The organism is Oscillatoria sp. FACHB-1407 (genome assembly GCF_014697545.1).
In the GTDB taxonomy this organism is placed as follows: Bacteria; Cyanobacteriota; Cyanobacteriia; order Elainellales; family Elainellaceae; genus FACHB-1407.
Genome location: NZ_JACJSA010000040.1, coordinates 1 through 13121 on the forward strand (window position 1 = coordinate 1; position 13121 = coordinate 13121).

Annotated in this window: 14 protein-coding genes; 11 read left to right on the forward strand and 3 right to left on the reverse strand. The window is 47.7% G+C overall.

The window, feature by feature from the left end; all coding sequences use genetic code 11:
• On the forward strand, nt 1–1962 hold a 1962-nt coding region (locus tag H6G89_RS32720; RefSeq protein WP_375539716.1), incomplete at its 5' end, for a WD40 repeat domain-containing protein.
• 66 nt (nt 1963–2028) lie between these two features.
• Here H6G89_RS32720 and H6G89_RS32725 read toward each other — a convergent pair.
• From H6G89_RS32725 to H6G89_RS32735, 3 genes are all read right to left on the reverse strand, one after another.
• The gene (locus H6G89_RS32725; RefSeq protein ID WP_190514202.1) at nt 2029–2274 is read right to left on the reverse strand and encodes a DNA-binding protein; all 246 of its coding nucleotides are present in this window, start codon (nt 2272–2274) and stop codon (nt 2029–2031) included.
• A gap of 211 nt (nt 2275–2485) precedes the next feature.
• Nucleotides 2486–3937, reverse strand: coding sequence for a hypothetical protein (locus H6G89_RS32730; RefSeq protein WP_190514203.1), 1452 nt, complete (start codon nt 3935–3937; stop codon nt 2486–2488).
• 58 nt (nt 3938–3995) lie between these two features.
• Nucleotides 3996–4265, reverse strand: coding sequence for a hypothetical protein (locus tag H6G89_RS32735; protein ID WP_190514204.1), 270 nt, complete (start codon nt 4263–4265; stop codon nt 3996–3998).
• Between the two features lie 436 nt (nt 4266–4701).
• Between H6G89_RS32735 and H6G89_RS32740 the strand changes: the two genes are divergently transcribed.
• From H6G89_RS32740 to H6G89_RS32780, 10 genes are all read left to right on the forward strand, one after another.
• Complete coding sequence (locus H6G89_RS32740; RefSeq protein ID WP_199337080.1) at nt 4702–4947, forward strand: helix-turn-helix domain-containing protein; 246 nt, start codon at nt 4702–4704, stop codon at nt 4945–4947.
• Nucleotides 4948–5099: 152 nt separating this feature from the next.
• On the forward strand, nt 5100–5471 hold the full coding sequence (locus tag H6G89_RS32745) for a hypothetical protein (RefSeq protein WP_190514206.1): 372 nt from the start codon (nt 5100–5102) through the stop codon (nt 5469–5471).
• Between the two features lie 13 nt (nt 5472–5484).
• Nucleotides 5485–5733, forward strand: coding sequence for a hypothetical protein (locus tag H6G89_RS32750; RefSeq protein ID WP_190514207.1), 249 nt, complete (start codon nt 5485–5487; stop codon nt 5731–5733).
• Nucleotides 5734–6087: 354 nt separating this feature from the next.
• The gene (locus H6G89_RS32755) at nt 6088–7155 is read left to right on the forward strand and encodes a hypothetical protein (protein ID WP_190514208.1); all 1068 of its coding nucleotides are present in this window, start codon (nt 6088–6090) and stop codon (nt 7153–7155) included.
• A 4-nt stretch (nt 7156–7159) separates the two neighbouring features.
• A complete protein-coding gene (locus tag H6G89_RS32760; protein WP_190514209.1) occupies nt 7160–9442 on the forward strand; it encodes a hypothetical protein in 2283 nt (760 codons plus the stop codon).
• The gene (locus tag H6G89_RS32765) at nt 9439–10905 is read left to right on the forward strand and encodes a hypothetical protein (RefSeq protein ID WP_190514210.1); all 1467 of its coding nucleotides are present in this window, start codon (nt 9439–9441) and stop codon (nt 10903–10905) included. Before H6G89_RS32760 ends, H6G89_RS32765 begins: the two co-directional genes overlap by 4 nt.
• 10 nt (nt 10906–10915) lie before the next feature.
• Complete coding sequence (locus H6G89_RS32770; RefSeq protein ID WP_190514211.1) at nt 10916–11119, forward strand: hypothetical protein; 204 nt, start codon at nt 10916–10918, stop codon at nt 11117–11119.
• 153 nt (nt 11120–11272) lie between these two features.
• Nucleotides 11273–11398: a hypothetical protein gene (locus tag H6G89_RS36055; RefSeq protein WP_255519563.1), complete on the forward strand. Its 126-nt coding sequence runs from the start codon at nt 11273–11275 to the stop codon at nt 11396–11398.
• A 223-nt stretch (nt 11399–11621) separates the two neighbouring features.
• Nucleotides 11622–12677, forward strand: a complete 1056-nt coding sequence (locus tag H6G89_RS32775) for a trypsin-like peptidase domain-containing protein (RefSeq protein ID WP_190514212.1) — start codon at nt 11622–11624, stop codon at nt 12675–12677.
• A 21-nt stretch (nt 12678–12698) separates the two neighbouring features.
• On the forward strand, nt 12699–13118 hold the full coding sequence (locus H6G89_RS32780) for a hypothetical protein (RefSeq protein WP_190514213.1): 420 nt from the start codon (nt 12699–12701) through the stop codon (nt 13116–13118).
• Nucleotides 13119–13121 lie beyond the last annotated feature (3 nt).

The window sequence follows — 13121 nt, forward strand, 5'->3', positions numbered from 1 at the left end:
TTCAGTGAGGATGGAGCGCTGATTGGCACTACCTCCTTTGATCTCAACATCAGCACTGTCTATGACCGCACCAGCAATCGCACCATTGAATTGCAGGGGAGAAATCCCAGGTTCAGCGAGGATGGAGCGCTGATTGGCACTACCTCCTTTGATGGCACCACCAGCTATGTCTATGACCGCACCAGCAATCGCACCATTGAATTGCAGGGGAGCGCTCCCAGTTTCAGTGAGGATGGAGCGCTGATTGGCACTACCTCCTTTGATCTCAACATCAGCACTGTCTATGACCGCACCAGCAATCGCACCATTGAATTGCAGGGGAGCGCTCCCAGTTTCAGCGAGGATGGAGCGCTGATTGGCACTACCTCCTTTGATCTCAACATCAGCACTGTCTATGACCGCACCAGCAATCGCACCTTGGAGTTTCAGGGGAGCTTTGCCGGTTTCAGTGAGGATGGAGCGCTGATTGTCACCTCCTCCTCTGATCTCAACATCAGCTATGTCTATGACCGCACCAGCAATCGCACCCTGGAGTTGCAGGGGAGCAATCCCAGTTTCAGCAGCGATGGAGCGCTGATTGGCACTAGCTTCTCCGATAGCACCAGCTATATCTATGACCGCACTGGCAATCGCACCCTGGAGTTACAGGGGAGCAATCCCAGTTTCAGCGAGGATGGAGCACTGATTGTCACAACCTCCTCCGATGACCGCACCAGCTATGTCTATGACCGCACCAGTAATCGCACCATTGAATTGCAGGGGAGAAATCCCAGGTTCAGCGAGGATGGAGCGCTGATTGGCACTAACTCCTCCGATGACCGCACCAGCTATGTCTATGACCGCACCAGTAATCGCACCATTGAATTGCAGGGGATCTTTGCCGGTTTCAGCGAGGATGGAGCGCTGATTGGCACTAACTCCCCCTACGATCTCAACACTAGGTATGTCTATGACCGCACTGGCAATCCTTTGGAGTTGCAGGGGAGCAATCCCAGTTTCAGCGAGGATGGAACGCTGATTGGCACTAACTCCTCCGATGGCACCACCAGCTATGTCTATGACCGCACCAGCAATCGCACCATTGAGTTGCAGGGGCGCTTTCCCTGGTTCAGCAGCGATGGAGCGCTAATTGGCACCTCCTCTGATGGCACCATCTATGGCTATTATGTCTATGACCGCACTGGCAATCCTTTGGAGTTGCAGGGGAGAAATCCCAGGTTCAGCGAGGATGGAGCGCTGATTGGCACTACCTCCTTTGATGGCACCACCAGCTATGTCTATGACCGCACCAGCAATCGCACCATTGAATTGCAGGGGAGCGCTCCCAGTTTCAGTGAGGATGGAGCGCTGATTGGCACTACCTCCTTTGATCTCAACATCAGCACTGTCTATGACCGCACCAGCAATCGCACCATTGAATTGCAGGGGAGAAATCCCAGGTTCAGCAGTGATGGAGCACTGATTGTCACTAGCTCCCCCTACGATCTCAACATCAGCTATGTCTATGACCGCACTGGCAATCGCACCATTGAATTGCAGGGGAGAAATCCCAGGTTCAGCAGTGATGGAGCACTGATTGGCACGACCTTCTCCGATTTCACCACCAGCTATGTCTATGACCGCACTGGCAATCGCACCCTGGAGTTGCAGGGGAGCAATCCCAGTTTCAGTAGCGATGGAGCGCTGATTGTTACCTCCTCTCACGATGAACCCATTAGCTATCTTTATAATCGGGCTGGCGATCGTCTAGCAGAGTTTCCAGGTTCTAATCCTGTCTTTACTCCTGATGGAGAGTATTTAATTACTTACATGGAAAATAATGTCAGTCGGTTCTGGCGGATTGACAATGGGTTAGATGATTTGCTGGCAAGAGGTTGTGAGTTGCTGCGTTATTACTTTGTGACTCATCCAGAAGCATTAGAGCAGGTGCCAGCTTGTCAACGTCCAACAACCCACCATTAAAGGGACACACAGATTTGTCACCATCTAAATGTTTTAAGGTGGGAAACATGTTCTATCTCAAACAAGCTAAGGTTGCTTCGGTCTTGCAGGTTGGGTAATAAATCCTCTCAGTTCTGGATCGATTTCTAATGCTTGTTCGCAGCGTTTTAAGTGCCATCGATAGGTGGGTCTTGCCGCTTGGGGGCGGGCGATGTTCTTCCAATGGTGGTTTTTGCGTAGCAGTTTTTCATCGCGCAATCTCCACAGATGTTTATCACTGATGCCCAATTGCTGACAGATAACACCAGTCGTAACCCAATCAGATTTACTCATTCGCCGTTACCCAACTTTCAAAATTGTTTCTTGTCGCTACTGGTGGTTTGTTACTTCGGTCAACTCAAACGCGCTGAGTCAATACGTTGCTGCTGTTCCTATGGCTGTCTAGTTACAGTCTCAAGGAATAAATTTTTTCCCTCGAAATTGCAATTCAAAGCAGCATATTCGCAGTGGGTTGAGTGAGCCACATCGGTCTAAGAACTGTCACTCATCCGCTTTCTCCCCTTTGATTAACTACAAAATGGCTCAAATCCTGATTAGAAGTGGTGTTACACCCTGTTTGCTCAAAATTCCAGCCTTGAAACCATCCCAAATCCTTATCAGAGCTAGGGTTACGCTCCGTTTGAGACAATAAGCTTCTGACGCAACTCTGCGGATTTGCTCCCCCAGAGCAAAAATCCGCAGATTGTTCTCCTTCAGTGGGGGGGTGCGGGGGGGATTTCCACAGGTAGTTCGGGTGCCAGAGGTCGATGTGGTAGTCGTGGTAGAGTGTCTCTCCACTGAAACCAAATTCGGTTGTGAGCACCTCAAACCTTTCTCGTGTGCCTGTGGGCAATCGCTCCTCATCTAGCAATTGGGCGATCGCAAAACAGAGCCTCTCTCGTGCCCTTGCCTTGTGGAGTTGGTTCCACTGGTTGACGGCTGCCTGAACAGTCGTCGCCTCTGGCTCTGGCTTGTCCTCGCCATAGGGGTAATAGCGAGAATTCTCCACACATCGCGCCCACTCCTCAGCCCTCTGGAAAATCTCGTGTTTGTGCCTGCACCACTCGTGATAACCGGGTGCTCTCGTCGCGACCTTCACAATCTCCAGCACCAGGCGTTCACCTTGAAGCGGTTTACCACCGATCAAGCGATGACCAAACACATAGGATCGAAGCGTGATTCGACCCAGTAGATAGTTTGTCTGTCCTGGACCCGTCCACCCTTGCTCTATTTCCGTATTGAGGTCATTGAGAAATTTCTCCCCCTTGTATCCCAGCTTGAAATAGTTGCGGGTCGCTTCCCTCAAGAGCCGATTGAATAAGACCTGATTGATAGAGTTACGACGACGGCAAAACTCCCACCGACGACAGAAATCAACCTCAGTAGACCAAATCGGACTCCACCAATCATTGAGGATATAGCTACCTGATTGAAGCGGTAGGCGATGACCTTTATATAGGGAGGTGCCTCCCTCGGTGTCGTAGTTCCTTACATTGGGGAAGATTTCCAGCAAGCCATCTTCCACAATGAATCCCTTGTATTTGAGGAGCTGGGCAACGACGGCTGCAATCTGCCAACTCAAAACTGGGTTAGGGAGAGGGAAATAAAGATGGATGCCACCGCTGTAACTGCTGGTGATGGCGATGTGGTCAGTAGTGCCCAATATCTCCAACGCTTCAAGCATTCGCCCGGTCGCAAACTTGTCACGTTTAGGGTGATAGGGAGAATTGCGATCGATGTCGAGCATAAAATAACTCGTCTCAATGCCAAACCGGACACCATACAGATACTTACCCTCTTGAATATGGCGATCGCTCAATGGGTGTCTATCCTCTGTGTGCCACTCGGTTTTCTCACCCGGTCGGGGGTGAGGTGCCCACAGGTAATCCCATCGATGCGGAAACAGAGCCAAAAACTTGTCTGTTTCAGGAACATAACGTGATAATGGATTTGTCATTATTCTGTGATGACTAATAAACGAAGCGATCGCCGTGCCACCGACGATCGCTTAACTGTTAACCAATGACTTTTGAATCTGGAGTCAGTTGAGGCAACCAAACCACATTGTTTTCTTGCTTCATTGACATTTTGAGAACACAGGCATTGCCCAGCAGTGCCCAAACGGAATCAGCCTGATCACCATAAAAGTGCTCTGTTTCTCCGTTCTGGAGCCAGATAATGAGCTGTCGATCTTTGTCAGTGTCATCCTCCATGACTGGGTAGTAATGAGCACTACAAATTTTCTCCAGATTGATAATGGAATTGCCAATCTGAGCAAATTGCATTAGATCCCCCTGAAAAATCTTCTAATTGAATGAAAATCAAGGGTAGACATATTGGGTGTCTACCCTTTTCTGTCAAATTTTCCTGACAACCCCCTTCTGTATGAGTAATTGAACTGATTTCACCCAGCAACAAGCTTCAGGATCATGTTCGACGTATCGAACACTCGGCTAGTTGATTTAAGTGTGGTGTGACGGGAAAAACCTTATATTTGTCCTCCTTTTGTATGCATGACTTACTTAATTCCAGCGATAAAGCTTTTGGAATTTTGTTCGAACGGTCGGATGATTAGGTATGCGGTGCGAGGGGTACGACCCCCATCGTTTTTTCCTCGCACTGCAATGTCCTTTACTAGAGAAATATGCGGTTAACGGTTGCGGAAACCGCATACTACTACCGTATAATATGACTAATCGCCAGGAGGATCAACTAACTCCCGTGAAACTTCGGCAGCGTATCGGATTGACTCAAAGGCAAGTAGCACAAGCTTTGGACATACGCCAAAGCACAGTTAGTGATTGGGAAAGGGGTATCAGTATTCCAAACTTACCCCCTTCAAAAATCAAGCTCATGTTGGAGATTTATCAATGCTCGCTGGATGAACTCATTGAGGCGTTTGAGGATACGAAAAAACGTAAAAAAATCGATCGCGATGGAGACGCGATCGATTCTGAGAATAACTAAGGAGGTGATGTAAGCTGGGTCGCTCCGGCATCAGTCCATAGAAGATTAATTACTTTTAGGGTTACTTCTCACAATTTATGCAGTTCTTAGCCAGGGCACCCGGCAACCAACCATCCGCCCTGGCTTACCCCGTTTAAAGGAGCCATTTCATCATGCCAAAAATTCCTAGAAAGGGAATTGTTCTCACTGCACTTTGGGCGATCGCCCAAGGTGTCTTCTTAACTGGTTGCAGTTTCGACTCTACTAGCGGTGATGCGATCGCCGCAGATGACCCCAGCACTCCCCCATCAGACGCGATGGATTACGGCACAGGGACAAGCCAAATGAGCCAGCAAGATTTAATTGCTGTCATGTCGCTGCAATATCCCCAGAGCTATGAAGCCATCAAAAATCGTTTTGGTTTTCCCTCTCGTCGCAGTGTTACTACCGATTACTACCCCATTGAAGGCACAAGCCGATGGGTAGCAATCCACTATCACGGCACCACTGCGATCGACTACTCATTCAGTGATTCAGGAAATTAGAGGAGAAATGACCATGAGAGAGCACCTAACCTCAAGTTTCTTGATGCTACTGGGGATGTCTGAATGGTGGCAATGGTGGATCAATGACCCTCAACGCATTCAAAAAGAAGAGGCGGATGGGGTCACTGAACAAGATCGAGTTAACGAGTTCGTTGAGCTTGAACAGGGAAGTAAGGAGGATCAGAAGTTTGCTTGGTGGTTTATGACTAAGAGCTACGACGATCCAGTATTTGATGATGACCCTGACCCTGATAAGAACTAGAATACAGATGTTCTAGTTCTTGTCAGTCTATGGAACTTTACGAGGCAATCAACTTCTTGAGGAATCGCAACCAAAAGATTACTTTGCGAAATCTCAAAAAGCTTACAGGGATGAATATGAATCTGATGCAGCGTGAAGCTATGAAACTTTATCGTTCAGGGCTGATAACTTATCCCAACCCGTGATTGATGAGCATCATGGCTTAAAAAATACCAATCCGACCAACTCTCCTCAATGGGAGAGTTTTTTGTTGGGTCACTTGTCCCCAATTTGCCCCAATGCATCCATTGTTTACCCAGAGGTAAAAGATCAATTAACACGCTAACGTGTAAAGATCGGTTCTCAGATGTGGCAATGGAAAAAATAGAATTTCCTTCTAACCTCATTCTCGACATTGATCCAGCAGCATTCCTGAGTGGTGAGGGTGCTTATGAATTTCCGCTCTACTTCCCCAGTGTCAGAACAAACGAGATTCAAAACACCATTACTGTGGGAGGGCAAACCACAGCCCAAACTATCACCGTACAAACCAAAAGCTACACCATCACCAGTCTGCGAGCTTACGTCAACATCATCTCTCTTCCCCCCGTCCCTCCAATCACACCAGAAGCAACCGATGATAACTACACGTTCTCTGTTAGGAGCAATGAGAACGATTTAACCTTTCCTGGAATTGCCCTCGATCTGGTTATGAAAGTAGGGGATTTAAGGGTGATCACGGGTCAATTTCGGCTCCAAAACAAGCGACCCGGTTACTTCATCAATTTACTTAAATTCCTAACGAGTGAACCTTACTTTAATGCAAGCATAGGCACCTCTCTAATCGTTCGATTCAGAGATCTAGGGGATGGATTGCCTCGCATGGATGACCACATTTACTTTTATGGGGATGTGACGGAAAACGGCTATTTCGCGGCTATTCAACCTATCCAAACTGATAACCAATTAACACTAAGTGGGTCAATTAATGCTGCTTTAAGTGGGTCCATAACCACGAGTGGAGGGAGCGAAACCCCTGTAACGATTGACCCTAGCTTAAAAGTTACCCTCACCTATTCTGAGTTTCCAGGGCAGTTTTTGCTCTACTATCTGCCTACCTACGACACGAGCCAAACCGCTGATTTTTCGAGTGCTTACAGTTGGTTTATCCCATCTGATTCAGGTGTAGAGGTTGATTTAACGCCATACCTCACCCAAACGGGTAACGGCTTCTACTTCTTTGCCGCAACGCATGACGTAGTTACAGATCGCTTCTGGGATGCTCTCTCCCTGGTTTCAGACACCATTCAACCAGGGGGCAACGCTGCGATCGTCATTGGTCAAGGTCTAGATCCTGCCAGAGGTCACACCATAGCTGTGGCGTTGTATGCCCTTCATGTGACTGATTTTCACGCTTCTATCACCCTGCAATTTCAGATTTAGGGCTATGGGTGGACACTCCCTATTGCAGCAAACACTTAGCTTTACAACCGACGTAGAAGAAACGATCGTGTTTGAACTGCTGGAACAAAGTGATGACCCGGTTGTGAATCGGGTCGGTTATGTTGGTTCCACTCTCAGCACAGGTAAGGACTACGTTGAACTGTTGCCGATGGAGCTAGACTACAGCTCTCCTGAATCCTACGGTCAGTCGTTGGATCAGTACAGCGATCGCCTGTTTGATGTGGCGGGTGGATTCATCCCAGGTGGGTTTGATCGGGAGAATGCCCCCAGCTATCGCGATCTATATGTTCCGAATGTAGCTACATCGGCATGGGGCAACCTACCAGAGCTGTTAAGAGATACTCTCAATCCCCCCGACCCTCCCACCGCTGGCGGTTCACCTGGCAGTCCTGGCTATTGTTTCTACTCTGGCTCAGGCTCAGTCTCCCATGTCGAAATCATCTACTCCTACACGGCTTACAGCGATTCAGAGGAGTCATACCCCATTTACACCCAAGGGGGAGAATACATCGGTGACATTGTGGTGAATCGCTACACGTCAGATGTGTCTGAGAAATATCTTGTTCGGTGTTTCTTCCCGTGGTCGCAAAAGAAACACCTCTTTAACCCTCGATTAGACCTGTATCCAGAGGGGATAGAGGGTTTTGAGTGTCCATCGGCTTGTATCAGGGCAGGTGTGACGGGCGGCTGCTTTGAGCTAAGGGGGAGAGACGAAATCCCAGCAGGTAATGGTTATGTAGGGTTCATCAAGGAGTATGACCTGCTTTTGAATGTGGGGGGAAGCTGTTATCGAGTGTTCAGCTTCATGAATTTTCAGATTGCTTTGGCAGAGCGATCGGGTGGGGGGTTACATGCCGTTTATGGGCATCGATTCGCATCCATCAGTTACAGACTTGTCTACAACCCATTAGGGGATTACCCCTTTGGCAAGGAATACAACAAACCTGCTAGACCAGAGGATTTTATGGCTGAAAAAGAGTGTTGCAGTTGTCGAAGAATTGCCGCAATGCTGGCAATTCAAACGAGTGTCCAAACCGCCATTAATGGAGCGATCGCAGTTGCACAAACAAAAGTGTTAGCTAAAGCAATCCTTTTGAGTAAAGGATTGAACTTTGCTATCAATATTCCCTCTCCCCAATTCTCATTGTTTGATAGCTTAATTGGTTTAGATGGAATTATTGGAGCTATCAAGAGTGCTATTGATGGAGTAGAACCAATTGCTCTTAATGAAGGCGATGAAGAGGTTAACTTAAGTGAAATCATTAACCGTCTTGAATATCTCAAACAGGAATCAGACAAGCTTAGAAAAGATGCTAAACGCACATTTAACATCTTGGCTGGTGAGAGCTGGTTTAACTCCGAAAATAGTTTACAACCACAACTAGAACTCAATCCAGAAGACATTGTTAGAGCATCAAGGAACACCATTTTTCCTGATGACGATGGAGATTGTAAGGAGATACGAGCTAACAGCATTCTGGGATTAATGGGGGCTTTTGAAGCCGTTAACCACCACCGCTCTGGAGCTTACCGTTTACCGGGTAAATTGCCTAAAAAGCTCTTTGATGATGAAGATGAAGATCAAATGTCTATTCTTGATCTGGCAACACTAACTCAGTGGTTAGCAGTTCAGATGGATGGAATGATGGGGCAATATCCCCTCAAAGTTAAATACAAAAATGCAGATGGACAGCAACAAACACTCAACATTCAAAATCAATCTGAAATCTTGGCAGAGATTCTAGGGTTATTGCTTGGAATCTCAACCGATGTTGATGTGTCGGTAGAGTTGGGGATGAAATCAACCGTTGAAGCCATTAAAGCCGCAAACGCAGCAATTCTGGCATCAGACTATGCCAAAGCGAATGCTGAATTCTTGGGCTATAAGGGCAAAGAAATCGGTCGCGAAATTCCTCTAACAATTACCCCTAAAGCAACCAATCTCAAGGATGCTTTGAAGGAATCCAAGATGAAGGGATCAGGCTTCAAATTTGACGATAAGGAGGACTTACAGGATTTAATTCGTCGGTTGTTGGTTGGGGTTGAAATTGTCAAAGCAGCATTTTTCAACCCATTCAACGAAGATAACGATCGCATCCCTGGCGACAGAATGAGACGCGATCAACGCGAAACCAACGAGAGAGAAGATAAGCAATGGAGTGAATTTATTGCCAACACCGAAAATCCACCCGCACGGCTAAGGCGAGACGAGACTGCACCACAACCCGATTTGAAAGACGTGAGCACGAGTAAGGATGCATCATGAACTACGGAGCGATAAACCTCACTCGCAATCAGTTCTCTAGTCGGATTGTGCGAGAGCTGGTAGGGGAACGGACGATTGACATTTTCACATCTCTAACCCAATCGGAAGGGCAGGGAGAGGGAGGGGGAATTGTTGGGGTGGTGTCATTTCTAGGGTCGCGATTGGTAGGATTCCTCACCAAAGCCGTGTTTGGGGCATTGCGTTGGCTACTGCGGAATATTTGGGATGTGGTCGTAACCCTCTATTTCGAGGTCATTAACTTCGACTGGAATCAAACCGACGCAGCAATTCAGGCTCAAATCCATTCAAATAATGTTGAGATTGCTGGAGCCTTGGGGCAACTCTCAGGAACAGGTCTAGTGTGGCTTGCCTCGATTGGCGTTGCGACTGCCCTCACAGTAAAATTCCCTGTTCTAGCAGGTGAGGTTGCCCTACGACTGGCAGAGGAAGGGGGAGAAGAGATTCGCTCGCAGCTATCAAACTTCCTTACCGTGACCCGTAACAGCGTTACCCGGTCGGTTGTGTTGGGAACCTTCCTAACGGCTCGTAGGATGCGAGCATTTGGACTCTCCCCAGTGACCCAACAAAAACAACCCTGGACGATCGCAGAAGCAGTTGAGGAGAAGGTAGAGAGTATTCCAGTCGATACCATTCGAGCATTTGTCGAGAACTTTTTAGAGTCAGTGCAAGATGCGATTATCGAAGTGGGGTATGTGGTCAGTTATGCCCTCGACGACTACTATTCAGCCAATCGTATGGCAAATCAATCCCTGTTAGGTCAGGAGAGAGCGATCCGACTCATCCCAGATAAGCGAGTCGAAGGGGAATCGATCGTGCTCACAGGTCAACAGGCGATCGTCCAGCAGTCGGTGCAAACTGCGATCGTTGCTCATCGGTTTATCTATAACCGCGATGTTGGGCAAGTGGTCGGGCAACCTGCCGAGGATTGGGTTAAAGCAGGGGTGCAACGTCGCAAACTAACGATTGTGTTTAAGTCGAAGGAGCAACCCCCCTGGCGTAACCCTACTGATGAGGAGCGGGTAAAAGAATGTACCTACACGATTCCAGAGCCGAAGCGAGGCTTAACCTGGTCTGAGATTAAGACGGCTGCGAATCGGTGGGTGTGGGGGAAGTACCGGGCGACGGCAAATCTAGAGAATGGTCGTCAGATGGCAGTACATGGGGCAACTGCATCGGAAGCAGAGCAGAAGTTAAGAGAATTGCTGTCTCTCAGTAGCTTGGAACTATTGACCTTATCAGTGACAGAAGAACGCGATCGCAATGCTCGCCTGAAAAAATCCCCTCGAATGATGTTTCCTGCCTATGCCACTCTGCTGATCAGACGCTCGACGGCTGAGATGACGGGTCGCACTGACTTGAGTGGGGAAAACTTCAGTGAGGAGCGGGTCAGAATTGATTTGTGGACTTCCGCCCCACCCCCAGACCTGCAACCCCTTGGATAACCAAACGCTTATGGAACTGTTTCTCTATCATCAACTCGGAACCCAGAGTAAACGCTGTATGCGACGGTTAAAGCGTCCTGGAGGGCATCCCTACACCTACAACCCAAAGGGCAATTTATTGGAGCGGTTGGCAAGGGATAACGGTATGAGCATTGAGGAGGTGCGAAATAGACTCCTGCTGGAACGAAAAGAACTGCTGAGACATGGGGAGTAAGTTAGGCAATACTTATCGTTTCTAAGTCTAAGCAAGCTAACAATGCGATCAAGTTTTTGAGACTGCTAAAGAATCAGACGATCACCGATGTGTTTGAAATTGGATAAACTGTGATGAGAGTTTATTCGCTTCTTCTGGGAACTGGTCTTCGTTATGGCAAAACTAGTTGAATTTGACGTAGGTGATAGTCAGACAGTCTTGGTTGAGGTTGAGGAAGTTGAGTCTGAAGAAATCGAACCTGTTGCAAAATCACCGGGGGAGCTTGCCGCATTACGTTGAAATGGACGAATAAATGACGTTCAATATTGACGATTACGAAAAGGCGATCGCTTCTTGTGCTTTGGCAACAGGGACGATCGCTCAATCTATGCTTGGCTTGAATTGCTTTCTAGTCTGCAAAAAGCTCGGTTAGATTTGTTGAAGGAATATAGATATGGGTTAGACAAGCGGAATAATTAGCTTGCCAAGTTATACATCAGGTAGCAGTAGGTGGGAGAGGTGAATGCTGAATTTGTCGAATGATGATCGAAAGCAGCTTCGTGCGGCAATCGAGTCAGCTTATCCTGAGCCTAATGATCTCAAAAGGTTTGTCGATGAAGAACTTAACAAAAACCTTGCCACCATTTCTACTGCTCCTTCACATAGTGCCGTTGTCTTCGACCTGATCAAGTGGGCGATCGCGAAGGGGTACATTGACGATTTGATTCTGGCACTTGCCAAGGATACGCAAAACCCAGATATCCAACGGTTTTGTGTCCGTGTTTTACGACAGCACTTAAGTCTGAATGGTCTGAATGCCTCTGATAGCTTGACAGCCGAATCGCTATTGGACTTGGAGCCAACAACATGGGATTTAGAGGTTAGTTACGAAGAGTTACAGTCGTTTCTGCCTAAGCAATTCAGTTTTGAAGCGGATGTAGGCAATCTCCGACGAGGTTTAGAACTGGCGAATTCAGTCTGCAAAATTACGTTTGCAGATCGCCCGCCCCAGGAGAGTGGTACAGGTGTGCTGATTGCGCCTGACTTAGTGTTGACGAACTATCACGTTCTTAGCTTGAAAGAAGGCGCTGATTTGAATGCGATCGCCAAATCTGCTCGGTTTGAATTTGGCTACGTTAGTCCTAAGTTCGATGAAACGACCCGCATCCAAACCTTGAAAGCCGCTGAAAATGATCCCGTGCCTGCTTTTAGCACAATTGACAAGCTGGATTACGCTTTATTACGGATCAGCCCCGACGAAAACTGTTCGATTGAGCCTGTTCCATTCAATGCTTCATTACAGCTGATGCCAAAATCGCCCCTCAATATGCTTCAGCATCCTGAAGGAGACGCCATGAAAGTGTCTCTTAGTAATAACGGGGTGGTGAAGACTAATGAGGCGAAAGGTTTAGTACTGTATGTGAACCCTACTAAACGAGGATCGAGTGGCTCGCCGTGTTTTGATCATGATTGGCGGTTAGTGGCATTACATCATAAGGAGATGGCTACCAGTTTCGGTAGTGTGCGTGAAGGAATCTTATTTAGCGCAATCTATCCGCAAATTTTGTCAGTTCTATAGTCCAGTGAGGCAGTGTAAGAGATGGGGCTTCGTATTGTTTCTGAGCAGTTTCAATCAGGGGCTGAATCCAATATTCCGCCAGATGAGTACCCTGACCGCTTGAGAAAGTATATTCCAACTGAGGCAGTTGGCTTCTGGCTTGCAGTCAGTGGCATGATCCAAAGTGCGGGTGATGATGTACCTAAAGCAGGGTTGCTCTGGCTCTTTTTTGTCATTGGGTTAGTTTTCACATTTGGCTGGACTCGGCGAAGAACTAACGAGCCTGGAAAGCCAACGGCATGGACGCAGATTGGAATTTCCTGCGGTGCTTTTATCGTTTGGGTGTTTGCATCTAGCGGGCTACTTTTTTCTACATGGGAGTCTTATCAACCAATATATGGGTCGTTGCTATTAATCACTTATACGACTGCTGTTGCCTTTGTAATTCCTCCAGAGAAGTAAGCC